Annotated in this window: 25 protein-coding genes and 1 pseudogene; 4 read left to right on the top strand and 22 right to left on the bottom strand. The window is 40.7% G+C overall.

Annotation, left to right across the window (positions count from 1 at the left end):
* Positions 1-101: 101 nt before the first annotated feature.
* The gene (locus G6R08_RS14670; RefSeq protein WP_163528868.1) at positions 102-683 is read right to left on the bottom strand and encodes a uracil-DNA glycosylase; all 582 of its coding nucleotides are present in this window, start codon (positions 681-683) and stop codon (positions 102-104) included.
* A gap of 139 nt (positions 684-822) precedes the next feature.
* On the opposite strand from G6R08_RS14670, the gene G6R08_RS14665 reads away from it, so the two are divergent.
* Positions 823-1,014: a gamma-type small acid-soluble spore protein gene (locus G6R08_RS14665; protein WP_163528866.1), complete on the top strand. Its 192-nt coding sequence runs from the start codon at positions 823-825 to the stop codon at positions 1,012-1,014.
* A 40-nt stretch (positions 1,015-1,054) separates the two neighbouring features.
* Here G6R08_RS14665 and G6R08_RS14660 read toward each other — a convergent pair whose 3' ends face one another.
* Positions 1,055-1,318 (bottom strand): alpha/beta-type small acid-soluble spore protein, encoded by a 264-nt coding sequence (locus G6R08_RS14660; protein ID WP_163528864.1) that lies wholly within the window; start codon positions 1,316-1,318, stop codon positions 1,055-1,057.
* 445 nt (positions 1,319-1,763) lie between these two features.
* Between G6R08_RS14660 and G6R08_RS14655 the strand changes: the two genes are divergently transcribed.
* On the top strand, positions 1,764-4,112 hold the full coding sequence (locus tag G6R08_RS14655; RefSeq protein WP_163528862.1) for a M14 family zinc carboxypeptidase: 2,349 nt from the start codon (positions 1,764-1,766) through the stop codon (positions 4,110-4,112).
* Positions 4,113-4,178: 66 nt separating this feature from the next.
* Here G6R08_RS14655 and G6R08_RS14650 read toward each other — a convergent pair whose 3' ends face one another.
* From G6R08_RS14650 to G6R08_RS14630, 5 genes and pseudogenes are all read right to left on the bottom strand, one after another.
* Entirely contained in the window at positions 4,179-5,024 is an 846-nt protein-coding gene (locus tag G6R08_RS14650; protein ID WP_163528860.1) for a carbonic anhydrase, read from the bottom strand.
* A gap of 248 nt (positions 5,025-5,272) precedes the next feature.
* Positions 5,273-5,527: a biotin/lipoyl attachment domain-containing protein gene (locus G6R08_RS14645; protein WP_163528858.1), complete on the bottom strand. Its 255-nt coding sequence runs from the start codon at positions 5,525-5,527 to the stop codon at positions 5,273-5,275.
* Positions 5,528-5,586: 59 nt separating this feature from the next.
* Positions 5,587-6,939, bottom strand: coding sequence for a CitMHS family transporter (locus G6R08_RS14640; RefSeq protein ID WP_163531336.1), 1,353 nt, complete (start codon positions 6,937-6,939; stop codon positions 5,587-5,589).
* Positions 6,940-7,150: 211 nt separating this feature from the next.
* Positions 7,151-7,830, bottom strand: a pseudogene (locus tag G6R08_RS14635) (response regulator).
* A gap of 10 nt (positions 7,831-7,840) precedes the next feature.
* Positions 7,841-9,436 (bottom strand): ATP-binding protein, encoded by a 1,596-nt coding sequence (locus G6R08_RS14630; protein WP_240339731.1) that lies wholly within the window; start codon positions 9,434-9,436, stop codon positions 7,841-7,843.
* A gap of 249 nt (positions 9,437-9,685) precedes the next feature.
* On the opposite strand from G6R08_RS14630, the gene G6R08_RS14625 reads away from it, so the two are divergent.
* Positions 9,686-10,126 carry a YaiI/YqxD family protein gene (locus G6R08_RS14625; protein WP_163531334.1) on the top strand — a complete coding sequence of 147 codons (441 nt, stop codon included), beginning with the start codon at positions 9,686-9,688 and terminating at the stop codon, positions 10,124-10,126.
* Positions 10,127-10,381: 255 nt separating this feature from the next.
* Here the strand turns inward: G6R08_RS14625 and G6R08_RS14620 are convergent, their stop codons facing one another.
* The 8 genes from G6R08_RS14620 to G6R08_RS14585 all read right to left on the bottom strand — a co-directional run bounded on the left by G6R08_RS14620 (position 10,382) and on the right by G6R08_RS14585 (position 15,037).
* Positions 10,382-11,494 (bottom strand): RNA-guided endonuclease TnpB family protein, encoded by a 1,113-nt coding sequence (locus tag G6R08_RS14620; RefSeq protein ID WP_163528856.1) that lies wholly within the window; start codon positions 11,492-11,494, stop codon positions 10,382-10,384.
* 97 nt (positions 11,495-11,591) lie between these two features.
* Positions 11,592-12,011 carry a hypothetical protein gene (locus G6R08_RS14615; RefSeq protein ID WP_163528855.1) on the bottom strand — a complete coding sequence of 140 codons (420 nt, stop codon included), beginning with the start codon at positions 12,009-12,011 and terminating at the stop codon, positions 11,592-11,594.
* Positions 12,012-12,188: 177 nt separating this feature from the next.
* Positions 12,189-12,950: an STAS domain-containing protein gene (locus tag G6R08_RS14610; RefSeq protein WP_163528853.1), complete on the bottom strand. Its 762-nt coding sequence runs from the start codon at positions 12,948-12,950 to the stop codon at positions 12,189-12,191.
* Complete coding sequence (locus G6R08_RS14605; protein WP_163528852.1) at positions 12,937-13,590, bottom strand: cobalamin B12-binding domain-containing protein; 654 nt, start codon at positions 13,588-13,590, stop codon at positions 12,937-12,939. The genes G6R08_RS14610 and G6R08_RS14605 overlap by 14 nt, the downstream gene beginning before the upstream one ends.
* Positions 13,591-13,595: 5 nt before the next feature.
* On the bottom strand, positions 13,596-13,961 hold the full coding sequence (locus tag G6R08_RS14600) for a hypothetical protein (RefSeq protein WP_163528851.1): 366 nt from the start codon (positions 13,959-13,961) through the stop codon (positions 13,596-13,598).
* Complete coding sequence (locus tag G6R08_RS14595) at positions 13,958-14,263, bottom strand: antibiotic biosynthesis monooxygenase family protein (RefSeq protein WP_163528850.1); 306 nt, start codon at positions 14,261-14,263, stop codon at positions 13,958-13,960. Before G6R08_RS14595 ends, G6R08_RS14600 begins: the two co-directional genes overlap by 4 nt.
* Positions 14,264-14,421: 158 nt before the next feature.
* A complete protein-coding gene (locus tag G6R08_RS14590; protein WP_163528849.1) occupies positions 14,422-14,607 on the bottom strand; it encodes a hypothetical protein in 186 nt (61 codons plus the stop codon).
* Positions 14,608-14,827: 220 nt separating this feature from the next.
* Complete coding sequence (locus tag G6R08_RS14585) at positions 14,828-15,037, bottom strand: hypothetical protein (RefSeq protein WP_163528848.1); 210 nt, start codon at positions 15,035-15,037, stop codon at positions 14,828-14,830.
* Positions 15,038-15,246: 209 nt separating this feature from the next.
* Between G6R08_RS14585 and G6R08_RS14580 the strand changes: the two genes are divergently transcribed.
* Positions 15,247-16,680, top strand: a complete 1,434-nt coding sequence (locus G6R08_RS14580; RefSeq protein WP_163528847.1) for a DUF2254 domain-containing protein — start codon at positions 15,247-15,249, stop codon at positions 16,678-16,680.
* A gap of 98 nt (positions 16,681-16,778) precedes the next feature.
* Here the strand turns inward: G6R08_RS14580 and G6R08_RS14575 are convergent, their stop codons facing one another.
* From G6R08_RS14575 to G6R08_RS14545, 7 genes are all read right to left on the bottom strand, one after another.
* Positions 16,779-18,698, bottom strand: coding sequence for an LTA synthase family protein (locus G6R08_RS14575; protein ID WP_163528846.1), 1,920 nt, complete (start codon positions 18,696-18,698; stop codon positions 16,779-16,781).
* A 193-nt stretch (positions 18,699-18,891) separates the two neighbouring features.
* Complete coding sequence (locus G6R08_RS14570; protein ID WP_163528845.1) at positions 18,892-19,929, bottom strand: MerR family transcriptional regulator; 1,038 nt, start codon at positions 19,927-19,929, stop codon at positions 18,892-18,894.
* A gap of 95 nt (positions 19,930-20,024) precedes the next feature.
* A complete protein-coding gene (locus G6R08_RS14565; protein WP_163528844.1) occupies positions 20,025-20,348 on the bottom strand; it encodes a hypothetical protein in 324 nt (107 codons plus the stop codon).
* 137 nt (positions 20,349-20,485) lie between these two features.
* A complete protein-coding gene (locus tag G6R08_RS14560; protein WP_163528843.1) occupies positions 20,486-20,650 on the bottom strand; it encodes a hypothetical protein in 165 nt (54 codons plus the stop codon).
* Between the two features lie 78 nt (positions 20,651-20,728).
* Positions 20,729-20,917, bottom strand: a complete 189-nt coding sequence (locus G6R08_RS14555) for a hypothetical protein (protein WP_163528842.1) — start codon at positions 20,915-20,917, stop codon at positions 20,729-20,731.
* Positions 20,918-20,993: 76 nt separating this feature from the next.
* Entirely contained in the window at positions 20,994-21,395 is a 402-nt protein-coding gene (locus tag G6R08_RS14550) for a DUF4181 domain-containing protein (RefSeq protein WP_163528841.1), read from the bottom strand.
* Between the two features lie 105 nt (positions 21,396-21,500).
* The gene (locus G6R08_RS14545) at positions 21,501-22,241 is read right to left on the bottom strand and encodes an ABC transporter permease (RefSeq protein WP_163528840.1); all 741 of its coding nucleotides are present in this window, start codon (positions 22,239-22,241) and stop codon (positions 21,501-21,503) included.

The following is a 22,241-nucleotide window of genomic DNA, read 5'->3' as shown; positions in this document are numbered from 1 at the left end:
TCCAGTTTATTACCATTAAGTATATAGAAATTTGGCTTATAAAGAAATACTTCCAGATTTATTCTTTTGAAACGGAAAACTTCAACAACGGATGAAATCCATTACTCCTTATTGTATTTGTGGTAATGATCAACAAGCAACTTCCAATCTTCCATAAATAACGACCTTAAATTAGGACGACGTCTCACGGCCAGTGGATGGTACGCCACCGCAGTCGGATACCCTTTCACTTCATGGACTTTGCCACGCAATGATTTTACATCAACCTCAGTGTCTTGAAAAAAAGATTGGACGGAGACATTTCCCAAGCAGAAAATCAGATCGGGTTGTTTTGCCTTAAGCTGCCGGTAAAGATGACGCATGCAGATGCGGCGAGCATCCTCTTTATCATATTTGCGCACAGGTTTTCTTTTTAAAATAAATGTCACGTACAAATCGTTCACGGAGAGGCCAACTTCATGGGCGGCTTCTTGTAGGGTTTGTCTCGTGCCGCACACAAATGGATTTCCGTCGCGGTCTTCGCGTGCTCCTGGATTATCGAGAATAATCATGATAGGAGCTTCAGGGTTGCCTTCGCCCCAAATCATTCTCGACCCATGTTCATAAAGAGCGCAATCTTTGCATTTTATCTGGTTATCCGGGGTGGGATCTTCCGGCCATGGGGTGGAACAAAAATCGGACAATACTTCTCCCTCCTCATGCGTATACTTGATAAGCTTAGGATGCCCAGACTACAGTTTTATTACTAATGGTATAAGGTTTACTGTTTAGAAAATCTCTAACCAGGAGAAAGTAAGAGAAACAATTAAGGAGATGTATTTTATGAAAGAAAATGATAATTTTACTACTGCAGGCACAAATATCGATGAGGTCAAAAGGAAAAATGAGCAGTCTGGCTTGTCCTACAATGAAGCCAAAGCATTTATGGCTGAAAGAACAAGAGGCCATGGTACGAGTGCATATAGTGATACCAACATTGAAGACGTGAAAAGTAAGAATCAAAATAAGAAATAATAGTGAGCTCCGCTGGTAAATTTAAACCAGCGGAGCTCATTTATTTTTTCGTCATATTTTCTTGAGCCATTTTGACCATTTCCTTGACCATGTTTCCGCCAATCGGTCCGCCTACTTTTCCAGCTTGCTCAGAAGTCATTTGACCGTTATACCCTTTTTTCAATGGAATGCCCTGTTCCTTTGCCACCTCGTATTTTACGTTAGTAGGATCTGTATTATATCCTTTTTCCTTCATGACCCGCGCTTTTAATAAATCCAAATCTTTGCGGGCTCCTGGCACCAATATTTTATTATTTCTAGCCATGTTATCGCCTCCATATCTCCTAGGGTTTCCTAAAATCGTCAGTTCATCAGTGTGATGTAGAGCGGAAAAAATTCCACCCTTATTACGTTAGGGCGCTATGTTACTCCGTTAAGTCGCTATCACCCCGAGTTGGGGCGTTATAAGTTTTGAGACGGTCACTATAATTATGAGACAGGACGTTATCGCCTCACGTTAAGGTGTTATAAAAAATACTCTGGCATAAGAAGTAACAAAACTAAATGAAAATGGAAATGAAAGGATGACCTGAGGTGGGGTTCCTTTATCCTACTCCTTGTCAAATCGATGCGTTAAGACAACTGACTAATCTCCTATTGCACAGGTACTTGCATAGTCATATGTATCGGTCTTTACTCCTTTAGAAAGGTAACTCTTCTAAAAATGTAGAAGATTGAAAAATAAGGAAGAAATGAAAGGAGAAAGGTACATGAAGAAACGTGTCATTCAACTGCTTCTTTTAGCTTTCATAAGTATTCTCCCCTTCACTTTCCTAACAGACAAAGTGTCGGCGGATGAGCAGCAGCAAGAACAAAGTCCGTTTAATTCAGAGCAATACGATTACACGACTTATCAGGAAATCGAGGAGAAATTGCAAAGCCTCGATAAGAACAGTAATCGTGTAACACTGGAGGTCGTCGGTCAATCAACGAACGGCCAAAACATTTATTCGGTCATTGTTAGTGATCCGCAAGCAAAAGGAAAATACGGGAAAATCCAGGCATTAAGAAAGAAGATGTTCAAGAACCCCGGCAAGGCACAGGAATGGGTGGACAAGCATCCGGATTTCAAAGTGCCGTTCATGATTAATGGTTCAATCCACGGCAATGAATTTGTCGGTTCTGATGCTGTCATGCAGCTGATCGAGCGCTTTGCGTTCGAAGATGATGAAGTAACGAAGAACATTCTTGAAAAGAACATTTTGATCTTTAATGTCGTCGTTAATCCAGATGGACGAATTAACGCTACTCGTTTTAATGGGGAAGGCATTGATCTGAATCGCGATTATATTACGCAATCACAGCCGGAAACTCAAGCTTCTGTTGAGATGATTACAGAATGGAATCCTATGGTGTTTCTGGATTTACACGGCTATGTTCAGTACTCCAGCGAAAAGCCAGGTTTAATTGAGCCTACTACACCGCCGCATAACCCAAATTATGAGTATGATTTATATTCAAAATGGGCGCTTGACCAAGCAGAGGCCATGGAAAAGGAAATTGTAACTCATAAAGAAGACTATACTTCAGATCTCTATAAAAATTTAGAGGGTGTCCATATTCCTCGGCGTGATGCCGAATACGGCTGGGACGATTACCCGCCTATTTTTGCACCCATGTATGCGATGTACCACGGTGCTTACGGGGCTACCATCGAAGCTCCGAACAATACGTGGGACGGAGTGGAATGGCAAATTAATGCTGTTATGGGGGCATTGAAATTCGCCACTAACCATAAAAACGAAATGATCAAAGATCAGATCGAAGTGTTTAAACGGGGGATCAACTTCCACCACCCTACTCACGAGGAAGGCTTCTTCCCTCACGCTTACGTGCTTCCGGTGGATGATAAGGACCCAACGGGCACTCATAAAGCCGTCAAGCACTTGAAAGCTAACGACATTGATGTCGAGAAAGCCAAACAACCGTTTACGGTAAATGGCGAACAGTACGAGGCGGGCACCTTCATTGTTCCAATGGATCAGGCTAAGGCTGGTTTGGCTAACACCATGCTCTGGGATGGTGAAGACATTAGCTATGACACACCAGCGATGTATGACATTTCAGCATGGAGCTTGCCTGAACTATGGGGTTTTGAAGCGATCGCAGTCGATGAAAAACTCGATGCCCAGGCTGTCAAAGTAAATAAAATCAACCATAAAGGCGAATTAGACGGGAAAGGACCTTATCAGATTCCGAACAGTTCGGTTCAAGCCGTTGCGCTAGTCAACCAATTACTCCAAAACGGTATTCCAGTACATCAAGACAACCAAGGTAATTTCTATGTGGAAAGCCAGCCGGGAAATGACCTTCGTAAAGCTGTTGCGGAGTCTGGACTCACTTTAACAACGAGTGAAATTCCTAATGAGGCTCAAACACTCGATAATCTTAAGGTAGCGATTTTGAAAGATGGCGGCATGTGGAAATCACAATCCCATTCAGGGACTAAAATCGCTCTTGAGCGGCTCGGGTTTGAGGTTGACGAAGTCCACCCTCGTCAAGTCGCTGAACAAGGATTATCGGACTATGACGTTTTCGTGTACAGCGGAACAGACCGGTTAATTTCTTATGAATTGTCTGCAGCCAACCAGCCGTTTGGGTTAAAAAACGAACAGCAATTTGAGAACTTCAAACGTCATATTAACGCATTTGCCACGAACGGCGGAAGCTATATTGCTGTAGGAGCAGGAGCATCTAAAGCCACGAAAACACTCGGTCTGACGGATGTAACCATCAACCTAGGACAGTCAAACAGCAACGGTATCGTTCGTGTCAATTACGAGAACACGCCGTTAACAGCAGGCTATAAGGATACAGATATCGGTTTTGTATATAGTCCGGTATGGTACACGAACATTACGAATCAGACAGTTGCTGCATCTTTTAAGCAGCAGAACTTCTTCAAGGCCGGCTTTTGGAAAAACCGAGAGGACGCACGCGGTAAAGCCGTTATCATTCAGGAGAATGAAAAAGATGTGACCTTAATTGGGTTAGAAGCAGGTTTCCGTGACCATACGGATTACTTGTACAGATTGCTTTCTAACGCTATTTTTGAATAAATAACTATGATTAGCTTGTAGAGAAGCACTAAGGCTGCTCTACAAGCTTTTTCTATGTTCGTTAATTTAGTTTGTTATCTCTCGTTCATTCAATAATTGAATAGGGCGGTTATTGTTTGGGAAAATCTGTTTGAAAGCTTCAATTTGTTCTTTAGACATTTCAATCGTTTCCTCAAATATAATCCACTTTACATCCTCGGAACAGGGAGGGGTAGTTAAAGATCCGCTATAGTGGAAGGCAGTACTGCTTTTCTTCGGTAGTAAGCCTGCTAAGTTAATCATTTCGTTCATCATGACTTCCTTCTCCGTCTTTTCAGAAGGAAGTTCCTCCCAAATACTAGAGAATTCTTTATTTTGTGCCCCTTCTTCAATCATTAAGGTTGCCACAGCTAATTCATTATTTGCATTTTTATGAACCAAATGCATTTCCATCGGCAAATTTTCCCCATTAAATTGGTGCTCGCTTGGAGTATGAAAATGAAATTGGATGAGCCTATAGTTTGTCTCATCAATCGTCATAGAGTTATTCACTTCGTCAGGAAGGTTAACTTGAATGGTATGACCATTATTGATTACACTGACTTTGGCTGGTTCATAATGAAATTGAATTTCGGGTGGTTGCTTTTCTTCCTCTACCTCAGCGAATTTTATGTTTACCGGAGATTGTTCATCACCTTTTTCACACGCAGCAAATTTCTCCGCAAGGTCTCCCCAATGTTTAGGAGCACTGTCCCCTTCATATGACCACTGAACTTGTTTAGGTTCTGGTACCTGTTCAGATTGTTCATCCTGTTGATCCGTTTCTTTTGTTTCAGCAGGTTCTGTTTGTTCATCCGTGGTTGTCTGTTGAGAACAAGCTGAAATAAACAAAACCAGAAGTAGAAAAATAGTGTGAACGTGAAGTTTTTTCAATTGATATGCCTCCTTAGAACATTCAAAATCTCTTCGTGAATGGGTATTACCCTTTGCCCAACTTCTTCGTTCTAATAAATGAGTATACCTTCTCCAACCTCCATTATTTACAAAAAATTAACCTCCCTGAAATCATCTGACTTATTAGAGAAAGCACCTCTTGAAAACCGCAAACTTGCGTTTCAAGAGGTGCTTTTCCTGTATTTCACATAAGTCTTTATCCAGTTACTTGTGATACCGTGTATGAATCAATCACTTCCAGTTATGTTGAGATCATCTTTCACCGTGGCTAAAATCGTATTTGTGTTTACTTCCTGATTCTCAAGCACTTCCAAAGAAGCAATAAGACCACTGGTACCTATCCTTATTTCCTCCAATAGACCGTCATGATTTCTAACAAAAAATAATTTCTCCCATTCATACACATAATCATTTTTCTGAATTAAGATTTCTTCAATTTTACCATGACAAGGACTATAAACCGCTTCTACATGCTGTCTCAAAAGATATCCTCCTCTTTAGGTGCTGATACATTTTCCATCACAGATTTAAAAATGAATGATTATCCAATGGAAATAACTCCTGTCAGCACGGCAACAACCGTCATAACGATAGTGGCAAGACTCGCCCACTTTAACATCATTTTCTGGAGATCACCGAATTCCACACCGGCCATTCCGACTAACAGATAAGTCGAAGGTACGAGCGGACTTAGTAAGTGAACCGGCAGACCGAGCAGAGAGGCTCGTCCGATTTCTACTGGATCCAGCCCATAAGTTGCAGCGGTTTCTGCAAGTACAGGGAGTACTCCGAAATAAAAGGCATCATTTGACATGAAGAAGGTAAACGGTGCACTTGCAATCGCTGTAATTACGGCAAAATATGGCCCTAACTCTTCAGGAATGACTGCAATTAACGAATTGGCCATGGCATCGACCATCTCCGTCCCTGTAAGGATCCCCGTAAAAATACCTGCGGCAAATATTAATGACACAACTGACAGCACATTGCCTGCGTATGTTGAAATTCTTTCTTTCTGCTGATCCATGTGTGGATAGTTGATCATAATAGCAACCGCAAAGGCTACCATAAATAAGACGGGCGTAGGCAGTACTCCGACAACTAACGAGACCAGAAGAGCAATCGTCAAAGCAAAGTTCACCCATATTAACTTCGGACGTTTTATACTTTCATCTTGTTCGACCGTTGCAGAGGCCGCTGCCATTTCACCGGCTGCTACCTCATCAATAGCCTCTTGACTAATGTGAATGACACCTAATCTTTTTCTCTCTTTCCGTCCATAGTGAAAGGCAACAAATAAGACAACCAGGATACCGCCGATCTGGGCTGGAATCACAGGAACATACAATTCTGACACACCAACACCTAAAGCACTCATAGCTCTGGCAGTTGGTCCTCCCCATGGAAGTAAATTCATAACTCCAGATCCTAGTACAGCGATACCGGCCAGGATAAGCGGATTCATGCCAACTCGTTTATATAATGGCAGCATAGCCGAAACCGTAATCATATAAGCTGTTGTTCCATCACCGTCCAGGGATACGAAAAGAATGAGACAAGCGGTTCCCATTGCTACTTTCAACGGGTCACCTTTTACAATTCTAACAATTTTTTCAACTACTGGATCGAATAATCCAGCATCAATCATGACCCCAAAAAACAAAATCGCAAACATGATCATAATGCCTGTTGGTGCCACACTCTTCACACCGTCCAGCATCATTTTGCCAATTTCTCCTCCAAAACCGCCAATTAATGTGAAAATGACTGGTATAACCATCAAGGCAATAAGTGCAGAGAGCCGCTTCGTCATGATTAAATACATGAACACAGCAATCATTAAAAATCCAAGTAAAGCTAGCATCGTTTCCACTCCTATTCTAAGCGCTTTCATTTTCGAAAAGTTAAATAACTGCAGTTTTTCCGAATAACTGGTACCGTTTTCAAAGCTTAGAAACAGCATAAATCATCGTTCTTATTCTGTAACCGTTTTAAGTTTATTGTTTTTTAAAAAATTTCTGACTTCCATTTCGTTAATTTTGGCCACCAAAAAATGCACAATGGTCAGAATCCATTGTGCAAATTAAGTAAGTGCTATTTTTCGCTTAACTATGGTACTTACGTTCGGGGCGTCCGACTGATCCGTATTCTACTCCTGAACGGCACTTGTCTATGGAAATTAAATATTCTAAGTACCTTCTTGCAGTCGTTCGGGAGGCTCCCATCCGTTTTCCGATTTCCTCTGCGGACAGACCCCCTGGCTGTGCTTGAGCACCTCCAAAATTTTATCGAGGGTGTCTCCATCTATTCCTGTCGGCAGCTCCTGAATGACCTCTTCCTTCTCCTCTTCCGAATTCTTGAATAATCTGTCCACAACGCCTTGATTGATCTCATCCTCGTTCAGTAATATATGCCTTCTTTGAATATACTTGTTAATCATGTCTGTAAAGCGTTCCATGGTAATAGGTTTGATTAAATAATTTTCTACACCGTTTCTCATCGCTTTTTCTAAAAAAGCTTTATCTGTGGCCGCCGTGATCATAATCACATCCAGGTCTTCAAATTCCTGTCGTATCGTCGTTAGAATATCAGTCCCCAGCTGGTCCGGCAAGTAAATATCAAGCAATAAAAGATCAGTTTGTTGAGTGCGGAGGAGTTCCAAGGTTTTTTCAGCATTTAATGCTTTTCCCACCACTTCAACATCAGGTATTTTCATAAGAAATTTTTCATGAATATCGGCTACACGAAAGTCATCTTCTGCGATCGCCACTTTGACAGTTTCCATCTTTGTCCTCCTATGAATGTTCTTTGGGAAGGTATACTGTAAACACTGTACCTCTTCCTGGTTCACTATGAAATTCAACCATCCCCCCGAGTTGATTGACGGTTTCCTTCACATTAGCCAGCCCATATCCTCTCGGCTCATGAGAGCTTTTATTTGTGAATCCTCTATGAAAGAGAAAGGCATGGTCTTCGATAGGAATACCATTTCCATTATCTTGGATTTCAAAGATAATATCATGGCCTATGTCCGTTGCAAAGAATGTTACCGTCGGGTTTTTATCACGATCCGCAACAGCCTCAAACGCATTGTCTACCAAATTGCCAATCATCACAATGAGGTGTGTCAAGTTAATATGACTAGGGAGTTTCTGCAGGGAACTATTTGCATCCACTTCAAATGTAATTTTCTTTTCCGAAGCCTTCCCAATTTTCCCAAGTAAAATAGCCTGTATCCTGCTATCTTCTATTTGGTTAAAAAGAATACGGTTTTTCACCTCAACATTTGTCGTTTCATCCTGAATCATTTCAAACGCTTCATCATACTCACCGAGCTGCAGCAAACTTGACAACACGTACAATTTATTCGTAAATTCGTGGGTTTGAGCCCGTAAATCTTCCGAATAACGTTGAACTTCAGAAATGGTATTGAGCATGTCTTCGATTTCCGTTTTATCACGAAACGAAGCGACCACCCCTTTCACCTGATTCTGGTGAAAAATTGGCGCCCGATTTACAATGATTGTCTTATCCTCCAGCAGCAGCTCTTGGTCCATTTGAGCTTCCCCTGTTTCGAAAATCTGATAAGGATGAGAGTCAGGCATAAGGTTTTCAATGTTTAAGTGACGAAAACCTCCCTTAATATTCAATAGTTTTCGCGCGGTCTGATTCATCATCATGACTCTTCCCGTTTCGTCATATGACAACAAACCTTCTCTAATTGATTGTAAAATAGCATCTTTTTCCGTGTACAAAGTAGCGATCTGGTAAGGTTCTAATCCCATCGTGTCCTTACGAATATTCTTGGCCAGCAAGACACTTCCGCCAGCAGCTATTAGGAGCACGATTAGTGATTTAAATGAAACCCTAAGTACATTTTGAAAAATCTGCTCTTTGATATCCTTTATTAGAAAACCAACAGACACAATCCCAATAATTTGACCATTGTTATTAAAAATCGGCGACTTGCCTCTCAGTGAAGGCCCCAATGAACCTACAGCTCGTGAAGTGTAGTACTTCCCCTCAACAAGAGCCCGATAATTATCTTTACCAACCATTTTTTCCCCGATTCGCTCAGGTATAGGGTGGGAATAGCGAATGCCTTCTTTACTGCCAACCACAATAAATTCTGCTCCGATTTCCTTTCTGATCCTTTCAGCTATAGGCTGAACAATTTCAGCAGGGTCATCTGTTTGAATGGCGCTGCTCACTTCAGGCATAAACGAAATAGTCTTAGAGATTTTTAAGGCCAACTGGGCTTTTTGCTTTTCAATCTCTTTCGCTTCCAAATAAGTAAAGGATGCGGTCAACAGAATGATAATCAAAAAAGCGAGTGATAAAACTAGAACCAGTATTTTAGTTTGCAGCGATAGTTTCAAAGATTTCAACATCCTCCTAAATTTATAAATTCCGTATAAGTACTTTTTCGGGGAAAGAGCCCTCTATTTCTGTTCATATTATCATAGATGATGAACTGAAGAGAGACATTGCAACGTGGAAAAAGGGATTCCGGGAGTCAAAATTGCCACTATTTTAGCAAATAAAATTTTGGTGAAGTCGCTTCCTCCCTTGACAAACCCCTGATCGCCCAGTATGATCACTATCAATTCGAACTTCATTACGGGGAGATAAAGATGAAAATGAAAATTTATGTTGATGCAGATGCTTGTCCGGTAAAAGATATTATTATCTCTGAAGGTAAAAATGGGGATATTCCTGTCATCCTTGTTACTAGTTTTTCTCATTATTCCAATGCGCAAGAACAATCAGGAGTGGAAACCATTTATGTTGATTCTGGGCCAGAAGCCGCAGATTATCGAATTATGAAGTTAGCAGAAATGGGTGACATCATTGTTACTCAAGATTATGGCCTTGCTTCCCTAGCCTTAGCAAAAGGTTGTACGGTCCTTCACCATAAAGGATTTATCTATACCAACGAGAACATGGACCAGTTATTACAAACACGTTATTTGAGTGCGATGGCTCGAAAAAGCGGAAAGCGTACAAAGGGGCCAAAGCCATTTTCCTCGGAGGATAAGGAGAAGTTTAGAGAAGTTTTTAAAACCGTCCTTACAAAGTGACATCCTCTCGGCCCAGAAGGACCGAGCTTCCTGTGAAGACCTCTCCTAGAGAGGCGGTTACGGCTCACTACGGCGGAGAGGGGATCTCACGACAGCCTCCGTGTTGTTCCATTTCTGACCCACCTTCCAACATGACCGCTATATCCCGTGCCACTCGGGACTCCCCATGCAAGGAAAACAGGCTTGCATGTTGGAACTAGGATTATACCTAGTGGGCGCTTGGACGATCCTAAAGACCCATCTCTCGACTGTTCTTTAGGACGCCGCCAAGTTCGTGCTTGTTGCGATGTTTCGACTGGCATTGAGATCGGCATGAGCTTTATGACCGCATTTCTTACATGTGAATAAATCACGCTTTCGATTGGATCGCTCCGCATGCTTACATGCGAAACAGGTTTGGCTTGTTTTATGCGGGTCGATATCCACCACAGGAATGTTGAATGTAGCTGCTCGTTCTTTGATACATTGCTTCAACTGATAAAACGCCCATGAATGAATCGTTCTATCTGCTCGTTTCATGCTGCGACAAGTCTTTCGGATATGATCCAGTTGTTCCAGTTTAATCATGGGTTGTTCGAATTGCTGCGCAAACGTCACAATATCCTTGGCTAGTTTTCGGTTATAGTCTTTCATCCAACGGCTTTCTTTTTGACCTACGCGTTCCATAGCACGCTGTGCCTTTTTCTTTCCTAACGAACGACGAAGGGAACGAAAGTGACGTCGTTTATAGCCGACTTCTTTGCCTGAAAAGAATTGCCGTTTGCCACTTGACGGTTCAGACAGAACTACAAGGTGTCTCAACCCTAGATCAACACCAATAGATGTGTAATCCGTTAATGGTTTCTTGGATTGATCGTTGTTTCCTAAATCCAAGTCAGAACTTACTTGGATGGGAATGGCTACATACCATCGTCTTCCTTTACGAAATAATTCTATGGTTCCTCGGAACTCTCGGGTTTTGGTTGTTAAAAACGGAAAATAGCTTTGGACATCTTTTGTTTCAACCACAGGAAGAGCCTTTTTACCTTGGTTGCTTGTGAAGGCGATATACCACCTTCCGTTTTTTTCGACAGTGTTCCAATTTTGGTTATTAATCTTGATATTAAGGGAATTTCGGAATACAGGGATCGTTTTCGCTAAGCCTTTTTTAAAATCGGAAACAGCTTTCTTCGCTCGGCGGATGCCTTCGTTCTTAATGGCTGATTTTAAAGGGAAAGATACATCTTTAGACGAAAGCTTTTCACCGTTTAGGAGGCGTTCCACACAATGATTCACGCATGAGGCATAGGCAGCCTGTTCTTCCATGAACTGTTTATGTTTTTTCTTCGTTACATGCTTTAGCTTTACGAGAATCGTTTTCGTAGCCATGTTTTCACCTCCCATACCTATTATACCAAACGTATGTTCTAATTAATAGATTTAATTTTCTGTTTTTTTAAAAGACAGACCCTCGGCATTCATCCCCTCATTGAAATAAGGGGTGTTCTCTCGATATTCCGTAAAAAGAATGAAGAATTGGACCGACTACTAGTACTACTTCTTTCTGTTTCTTTTTCTGTTTAATTAATGGGGAATCCTTATGGAAATTGCTGTAGTCTATTATTGTCTGCACGGAGATCATCTGATAGACCGCACTCAAGTTTGACCCTCTCGGTTTATGGATGATGTAGCCTTTTTGTTTCAGCTCATTTCGTGCCCGTTTGAAGGTACCATCACTCAAGCCGGCTTTCGAACTTAATACAGATGCAGCAACTGTAAATTCATTCTTCCATCCGGCTTTATTGTTAATGTGCAAAAGAGCATGCCATAACGAATTTGCCGCGCCAGACAGCGGGTTAACCTCGAGTTGGTTATAAAATGCATTGATTTCCTTTAGATAGTTCATTTGTTAATTCCTCCTTGAGATGGTATTGAAGACAGCCAGCACTCTTTTTCATTCTGAGTGAATAACTCCTTCTATACCTATAATCGTGTGCCGCGCAGAATAGGTGTCTATGAGGTTAAAATTTTTTTAACACAAAAAAGAAGCTGCCCTATTGCAACTTCTCTCGTAAATTAATGATTAAATATCGTATTTGTCTAAAGCTTGTTCCAGGCTATTCATGTAAATAACCTGAAGAGGAGCATCCATCCTATGAAGAAGCATCGCTTGACGTGGTTGAATCCCAATAATAATTAATTCAGTCCCCATGTAGAAAAGCGATGTCATAATCTGTTTTAACCCTGCAATTCCTTCTTGCTGCATATCGCCTACAGCTGTGAAGTCAATAAGCACACGGTCGACATCTTTCGTTCGAACGGTATATAGGAGACTATCTTCAATAGCTCGTATTTTATCGTTGTTGAGGTCTCCAAATAACGGGACCAACCCTGACTCCTCTGTTAATTTTATAAAAGGAGCAGATAAGCGATTATTCTGATGCATAGCTTCTTCAAGCTTTTCTTTCTCTTCCAATAGTTCAAGATTGGTATCATTCAACCTCGTACGCAGCTGACTTAAGGTGTTTGTAATCTTCGTCAGTTTTTCGTCTTTGAGAATAATGAGAACATGAGCATACAGTTCTCCTTCCCATACTACATGCATGTCAACTGTAAGAGGAGTGGAGGAATAGCTCGGAGGGCGTACAAGCACCTCTAAGGAAGCCTTTGCGTGTTCCGGAGTCACCCATTGCTTTACCTTTAGGATACTGTCCTCATCTACTAACTCTAGTAAATCAGATGGTTGTCCGAATATTTCTTTCGCTTCTTCTGTAAAAGATTTAATCTTATAATTCTTATTGATTATGAGTTGAGGCAAAGGAAAAGCTGGATCAACTTGATTCATTAAATATGCCTTCCCTTCCTTCACTAAGCCAATGATTCAACTGACTTAAATCTTTAATCACGATAACTTGTTCTGACAAAAACTCCTCAAGTCCGAGTTTTCGTGTCATTCTTCCCCCAATCAAAATGGTAGGTTTCCAATCCAACGCGAGATAATCTTGTAATTGTTTTTTCAACGATGGCAGTCGATAACTCAGAGCTGCTGAAATTCCGATCACTTGTGGCTTGTATCGGGTTATGTGTTTCATCGCATGGGCTGCGGGCAGATTGGGACCTAAATAACGGACTTGCCACCCCTTCTCTTTGAATGTATCTGCAACCATTTTTAACCCTAAATAGTGTTGTTCCTCTTCAACACCAAACAACAAGACTTTATCCTTCATTCCACCAAGGTCTTTAGATGCCAAGGAACTCCCAAGTTTTGTCAGCACAAAATCACAAATGGCTGTAGCCAAGTGTTCATCGGCGACAGTTATTTTATTTTGTTCCCAAAGTTTACCGATATAGTACATGGCCGGTGTTAGCAAATCTTCAAATAAATAAAGCTTAGGATGAGCTTCAATTACTTGATCAATATACTGGAGGGCCCTCTCTTCATCCCCATCGAGGAAAAAGTGTGCCAGTTGTTGGTAGTGTTCCATTGTCATCACCTCTCTATAGAAGAAAGTTTAGCAAGCGCCTTCTGCAAATAAGAAAGGTAGGCATCCTGCTCCTCACGACTCTCCATCTCTGCCTGTTTAATTAAACGATGTAACCGCTCAAAGTTATCAATAATGAGCGCCGTCCCTACATTTCGTGATGTGAGAATAGTGTTCAACCACTCTGTATAGTCAAGGAAAAAGGAAACAGAATTCATCTCATAGGCTGTTGTTAAGTGATTGAGATGATGGTAATTATCCTCTTCCGTACGCTTATGGCCATTCTCGCCAAAGCGCTCCCACAAGTTCGGATACGCCTGATAGATTTCTTCCACCGAGGTGGAAACTATTTCGTCCCTTACTTGTTTTCTCATGTCGCCACAACCTTATATTTCGAGACTTTCGGAACAATTCCTTGCAGTTCCTCGTCAGGGTATTTCTTCTCAAGTTCATGAATTTTCTTAAATTCTTCACTGCGTGCCCAATTTAAATAGGATTGCTTATCTTCCCATTCCATATGAACAGTGATTTCCCCAGGTTTTCGCTCATTTTGTAAAAGTTGAAAAGAACGGAAACCCTCGGCCTGATCCACCAACCGGGAACGATTCTGGTAGATAGCAATTAAATCATCAGCTTTATGATCGGGAACCGTAACCATTGAGTCTACTACAAACACAAGTGCCTTCCTCCAATTCCTGCAGCTTCTCTAAATTTAAGTTTAAAGGGTCAGAAGTACTTATGTAAAGTCATAGCGTTTAACGCTTTCCCTCAACAAAAGCTCTTCGGCAGGTCCTGGCGAAGAGCTTTTTGAATGATGAGCCTATTCACGGATAGCTATCGATGATTCAACGCCCGAATAAACACTCTAGATACGAACCGTGCAATCAAACCTGCGGCCAATGCCGTGATAATACTCATAACAACATGATCCGTGAGAGATAATCCCGCTTGAAACCCTATGGCCAGCATAATGCCTATAAAAAACCCCACCATCGCCTTTTGACTATTTGAATACTCCATTCCAACCGTCCCTTCACAGGCTTTGCTGTACAGCAACCTGAATCGATACTTGTCTCTAGCTTATCCCATTTTCTCCTATTAAAACCGTTGAAAAGGACACTTTATCGCATTAATAAAGGAAGGGCCAGATCATTCCTGGACCTTCCTTTTCTATTACATATTTAGAATAAAAAACCAGAACAGCCATGCACGAGCTGTTCTGGTTTCTTTTATATGGACATTACTTCTCTTGAAGTACATCTGATTCATGTTGGTATTCTTCTGGAATAAGTTCTCCGTCATTCATCCCACACTCGGGACATTGACACCAGAGATAAGCCGCCTTTTTGTCATGAAAATCTTTACGATCCACTTTCAAAATTTTCGCTTCATCATGGAAGCATTGTCTGCACCGCTTCTGTATCAAGTCTCCTGCTTGATATTTTCTCATTATTTATCGCCTCCAGATTAAGCAGCTTCAACTAGAATGGTAACATGAAAAGCAGGTGATTAACATGTCTATCTCCTAACAGTTTCATTACATTTTAAAGGGAAAGTTAACAGACTATAATAATATAAAATTTACACTTTAAGTAAGATTAGAAGACGGAGAAGACGGGGATAGGAGGGAATACCACAATATCATATAGGGGTGTCAACATGAAGGAGAGGAATAAACTTCAATCCATAATAAAAAAATACCAAAATATGTCCAAAAGAGAAAAATGGCATCAAGTCTATTCTAATCTGTGGGTAACACCAATCATCTATGCAGGTATCGCCCTGCTGCTTTTTGTCCTAACGGTGTGGGCCGACCTGAAAATGGACCTTGGAGAAATGATGCCCTCTGTGTTTAGTGCAGGTTTTCAATTAACAAGTACTATTCTAAGCACCTTAACAGCGGGGCTATTATCACTAACCTCCTTCACTTTTTACGGTGTATTAACAGCTCTTACTACTTTTTCCAGTCAATTCTCACCAAGAATACTCAAAAATTTCATGATGACGAGAGGAACCCAGCGAACGATTGGAATCTTTATAGGCAGCTTCCTATACGTATTGTATTGTTTACTATTTTTAAACGGAGAAACTACATCACAATATTGCTTAATCCCGCTTACTGCCACACTGCTGACAACCCTATCACTAGGAGCGTTTACCTTTTTTATTAACCATATTGTCACATGGCTTCAAGTTTCCAATATGACCGGTGATATGAAACGAGAATCGATTGATATTATTGAGAATTCTTTACTCAGTGAGCTGGAGCCTTACAGAGTAAAAGATAATAATTCAATTATCGGACAAATCCCAAAAAATCAAGGTCATAATATCGGAATTGACAATTCGGGGTATTTGCAAACGATTGATTTCGTTCCATTGATTAGTGAAGCGTGTAAGGACGATCTCATTATCCACTTGGAATATAAAGTTGGAAATTTCGTCTTTGCTGCTACCCCAATCTTAACCTATTGGAAGAAAAATGAAGCTACTACGATCGATGAGTATAAATATAGAGATATGTTCCATATCGGAAAGAACCAAACAGAAATCCAGGATATTGAATTCAGTATTAATAAATTTGTAGAAATTGCCATCCGTGCCCTCGGGAATGATGATCCGAAAACAGCGTCAGGAACTATCTATGAAATTGGCGATTTACTGATCAACATTTCACAAAAGGCCAAGTTTACCCCCTATTTAACTGATGAAAACTGTAATCTGCGGCTAATTTTGCAAAATCTCGATTTTGAAGACTACCTCTATATTAGTTTCGCTTCTATACGTCATTATGCACGAAACAACGTAGTCATCACAGTGGAGCTTTTGAGGGTATTGGATGCGATTGCCCAGGCAGTCAGCCAACGAGACCACCAGCATGTATGGGAATTTGCCGTCTACACGGCTAGTGGGTTCGAATATGAATATATGCACCATCTGGATCAAAAGAAGTTTTATGACGGATTATTTAATATCGCGGAAACCACGGGAAATGAGGAGAACTATAAGAAATTGACTGAACAAATTTCTAAGCAATCCAAAAGGTCTTACGAAAGAATCGATAGCGAACAATTCCATCGCTATAAGCAGTAAGATTGAACGGAACTCCATATATCGGTTTAGTCATCCTTTTACATTCAGGCAAAAAAACAAGGTCAGAGCTATACCCTGACCTTGTTTACACAACTGTGTTAATAAGACGCATCCTCATTATCTTTATTTTTCTTACTTTCCTCTTTTTCACTATCCTTGAACCTCAACAAGTCACCATAAACAACTTTGTCAGAATAGCCAAGTTCTGTTTCGGCTTTTTCTTTTAACGGTGCACAAGTCTTAGAAGCGATTTCTTCTCCCGTTTCTTTTTCGTAACAGACGTTTTGTTGTGCAGCATATACATACTTGTCCGTTACAACACTTCCGTCACGAAGGATTGTTTCACTCTTACGGTTTTTATTTAACAGATCTGTACCGAACTGGACATCATTTTTCTGTTCAACACCTAGAAGATTTAAGATAGTCGGCTTCACATCTATCTGTCCGCCAACAGTATCCATCTCTTTTCCTTCCATTCCTGGAACATGAATGATCAAAGGCACTTTCTGTAATTGAATGTGTTCGAATGGACGGATTTCTTTTCCAAGAATCTCGCTCATGGCACGGTTATGGTTTTCAGAAATCCCATAGTGATCTCCGTAAAGGACAAAAATGGTATCTTTATATTCGCCTTGTTCCTTCATCATCTGGAAGAATTTCTTAATCGATTCATCCATATAGCGTACGGTCTGGAAATAGCGATCGACAGACCCATCACCTGTATTGGCAGGGTCAATCATTTTCATATTTTCATTGTCCAATATATATGGGTAATGGTTCGTCATCGTGATGAACTTCGCGTAATAGGGCTCTTCTAACCCTTTCAGCATCGGCATGGATTGTTCGAAGAAAGGAATATCCTTCAAACCATAGTTTACGGAGTTCTCTTCGGTCACATTATACTCTTTTTTAGAGAAGTAATGGTCATATCCAAGGCTTTGATACATCACATCACGGTTCCAGAAACTTGCATGGTTACCGTGAAAGCTTACAGGTGTGTACCCTTCATTTTTCAAAATCTCAGGAGTCGCATTATACTCGTTATTTGCGTTCGTCGTAAATACGGCTCCTCGATCTAGTCCGTACATGGAGTTATCAATAATAAACTCTGAGTCGGATGTTTTTCCTTGGCCTGTATTATGATAGAAATTACTAAAGTAAAAGCTATCCTCTTTCAAGTCATTTAAAAATGGTGTGATTTCTTGTCCATTTAATTTACGATCGATGACAAAATTCTGGGTAGATTCAAGGGAAATAAGCACAACATTTTTTCCTTCCGCTTTTCCAAAGTACTTCCCTTTGGCACCCATTTTTCCTTGCTGTGAGTTCACGTAGTTTAAGACTTCAGACAGTTCATTACTGTCTGCCATGACACGGTGGGAGGACGTTTTTGCAGTCATGACCGTATCATAGATATGATAATTATAGATTCCTAGCAATTTAACAAGTTTTGCACGGTCGAACGTTCTTACAAGCAATTGTGGTCGTTCCAATTCAGCTAAACCTAGGTTTACAACGGCAAATCCTAGAGATGCAGCAAAAATCATGGCTATTGTTTTTCTACGGAATTCCATAGCTGGACGAACCTTCTTAGCGACCAACCATGTAATTAAAATGACAATATCAATCCAATAAAGCAAGTCCATTGGATGAATCAACGCCTTGGTACTTCCACCCAAGTCACCGAAGTTCTTATATTGCATAAGAACAGGAAGTGTAATGTAGTCATTAAAGAACCTGTAATACACTACGTTTGCATAAAGAGCCAGGGACATTAAGAAATAAATCGTCATGAACGCTTTATTTCGACGCTTCGGTTTGAAAAAGAGCGATAGCCCTAAGAAAAATAGGATAGAGCTGAACGGCGTAATGATTATAATAAATTGTTGAATTGCATTCTCAATATCTAGTGTAAATGCTATATGAAGGGCGAAATAAGTTTTTGCCCATAATAAAACTGCAGCTACTGTAAAGAAAAACCAACCCTTTTTTAATAGTTCTTGTTGTTGATTAAACATAATTAACCTCCTAATGCAGCTATAAAGTTGGATAATAATTATACAATCTAACAGGGAATTGCCATGAAGTAAATAACAATAGGCTACCATTTTGTTAAGTGTTTGTTACAATAATAGAATTTTTTGAAGAAAGGGGCGCGATTTACTATTTTAGAATCGCGCCCCTTTCTTGCAGTATCATTCCTTTGTCATATTATATGTTTCTTTTTTCCGCATACAAAACATGCAAAATAGCATTTAATTGCAAGGTTTCAACAGCATATCCTTGTTTCTCAAACCAATCAATAAGTATGGAACGATCCGCATAAAATTCATCTTGAATCGCCTCAACTGCTTCTTGATTCCCTTCCTGCTCATACAAGGCCAGCGTCCGATCCTTCTCTTTCTTATTTTCAAACATCAAGTCAGCAATGGCAATGCGGCCATTCTCCGCTAATACACGATCCATTTCGGCCAGCGCCAATTCCTTTTCCTGATCAGGAATATGGTGTAAGGCATAACTGGAAACCACAAAATTAACTTGATGATCCATGACTGGCAATGACAGAAAATGGCCGTGACGCAAATCCATCTTAGGATGCTTTTGTGAACAGACTTTTAACATTTCCTCAGACTGATCCACCCCAATCATATTTGCTCCATTTTCTAAGAATCTAGCGGCTAAATTACCTGTTCCCGTACCAATATCTACTCCCCATTCTTCGGGAGCAGCCTCGATTAATTCACTCACCTTCGTTAGGGCCTCCTGGTAATGCTCGTGGACATTGAAACGATAGCCAGTCGTTTTGATACTTTGGTCGTACTCTTTTGCCTGCTCATCAAAGTTCCATTGATCCTTCCAGTTTTTTAGCATTTGTTTCGTCACTTTAAGCTGATGCGCCAACGTAAAGACATCGTCAGTCGTAAGTGTCGTTTCCTTTTGTTTAGACAGCATTTCATCAATAGTTGTAATCATATCCTTGATTTGCAGCCATTCCTCATACAAAGCCGAGCGTTGCAGGTTTAAGTAGGCTTCACGATTAACCTCGCCCTCCAACGCTTCTTTAATTTGACCGGTAGACATCCCTACTTCTCGTAATGCCAAAATCGTTTGCAGTTTCCATAAATCTGTTTCCTCATAATACCGATAATCGTTTTCACCTTTTCGCGGCTTCACTAATCCTTGTTCTTCGTAAAATCGAATGGTTCGTGGTGTAGTATGTAGTGTTTTGGCCGCTTCAGTAATTTTCAAAAGCTATCATCCTCTCTTCCTTCTCCTACTATAGAGGTTGACGCGGCGTAAAGGTAAAGGAATTTTTGAAAAAACTCATAAGAAAAGAGCTTGATCTACAAGCTCCTTTTTGACGAACGTGCTTTATTAGCCGTTCGCTCTCTTTTCCTTTGACGGGCTTTCGCTACTTTCATTCGCATTGCCCCGTATGTCACGACCGCTATGCAAAAATCAATAATTAAGAATCCGATTCCCATCAAAGCTGAAAATTCAAAACCAATGATCAATGTGTATAGATTAAACACTATAATAGCAGATAATATCCAGTAGCTTCTTTTTTTTCTTTGAAAGAATGTCGTAGAAAATATCACTAATGCTAAACTAAAAGCAACTAGATGTCCTATGAATGTTGTCGAATAAAATACAATATCACTGTTCATGCTACCACCTCCACTTACAGCACGTACTATTCTACCAATTTAACAGATAACCGGGCAATAATCATGATTAGAAACTATATTATGTAGAAATTGAATGCTGATCATGCATCTCTTTCATCATTCATATTTTATAAAGACTATTTGGTAAAAAACCAAACACCAAATAAAATCACACCTACCGTGGCCCATATGGAAGATTGCACTTTACCTTTTTTTGACTTATTTTGAACCTTTCTCGTTGCCAAGTGAACAATAATTCCAATTCCTGCAAAAGCAATCGTCAACCACAATAACCAACTCAAAAAAATCCCTCCCGCCCCATACCAGTGTACTGGTTGAGCTCAACAATACAAAAGGCATTATCAAAGATAATACCTTCGTTACAAGTATTCGAGACTTACCCCAACATAAATGATGAGGGAAACTGCTATAAACCCCGAGAAAAATAGTACCTTGTTAAACTTAGACCAATTCTTCATCCAGCCCCAGCGTTTTCGATCAACATCAATCCAAAAGAAATCCACTACAACAGCTACTATAATAAGTAAGAAAGCTGAGAAAGCACCCATGGCCGCGACCCCCATTTGGAAAATTCTGTTCTACATTTAGTATAGCATGAAGCAAACATCAATATCCAAGTACTTCCTATTCAAGCCAAAGCAATACTCCAATAACCACCATACTGCTTAAACAAATCTCTACAAGGGACACCTTGTAATTGACACGATTCTTCATAAACCTCCACTCCACATAGGCCTGCAAACCAAACTGACTTATGATCAACAACATCGAAATTAGAAACAAGAGTAGGTTCTGACCCGGAAATATGATAAAGCATCCAATCAAGGACATTACAAAACCATTTCGTAATGTCCAATCCCATTTTTTGTGAAATTCGTTAAGGTGATTATAGGAAAACCACTTCTTTTTATCGGCGCCCATTTTCCATCGCAGGATGGCTGGAATTCCCCCGATAATCATCGCAACGCCACCAAGGATCGTAATCAATTTCAGCCAAAACCAGGGCGGCAGTCCGTAGTGCTCCATAAAACAATAGCCTCCTATTTCTATGTCTACTGTTTCATACGAAGTTAGACCATAGGAGGTTTCAAAATTTCGAAATATTCATAACTAGTAATCTTGAATCCCTGATTACTTTTCGCTCCAACGGAAAAAACGTGAGGCCAGGATGGTAGAAACAACCCCTATCCCAATCAGAACGCTGACTTCCAAGCCGTATTCCATAATGGGAGCTTCATTCCATGTTCCGCGCAATAATTGAATGACATAGTAAAGCGGCAAAGCCTTGGCGGCATATTGAAGGACAGTGGGCATGAATTCCAGTGGAAACGTCGCTCCAGATAAAAATAGCATCAAGTTCAGAAATAAGGCACTGATGGCTGCAGCAGCCTGTGTGTTTTTAGCAAGGGAGGTCACAAACAATGCGAATGGGAAAAAGGCCAGAATACTAATGACCAACCCAAGGATCGTACTCCAAATATAGTCTGGAAGGGTAAGATCATACATGAGCATGCCGAACACCATGAGCAGCAAGGCCGATATAAAGAAAATTACAGTGCCCTGAAACGTATGGGCGGCAAGGATTTTCCAGGGCTGGAGCGGGGTAGACTGATAGCGTCTCAGCACACCTGTTTCACGGTACCCTGCTAATACGGTGCCAAGGGTAAAGAACGAGGTGGTAACGATGTTAACACCAATCCATGAAGGAACAAACATTTCTGCAAAAGCCAGGCCGCTCAATTCACCTCCCACAAACATAGAACCGAAGAGCCAAATCATGGCGACCGGGAATAAAAACGTCCAGAACACGTTAAGGCGATCCCTGAAAAACATTTTGGTTTCTATGGCTGAAAGTCTGATAATGGCTTTCAT

Source organism: Halobacillus ihumii, from assembly GCF_902726645.1.
GTDB classification, from domain to species: domain Bacteria; phylum Bacillota; class Bacilli; order Bacillales; family Halobacillaceae; genus Halobacillus_A; species Halobacillus_A ihumii.
The sequence above is the reverse complement of the archived record's forward strand: the minus strand, read 5'-3'. Positions and strand labels throughout refer to the sequence as shown.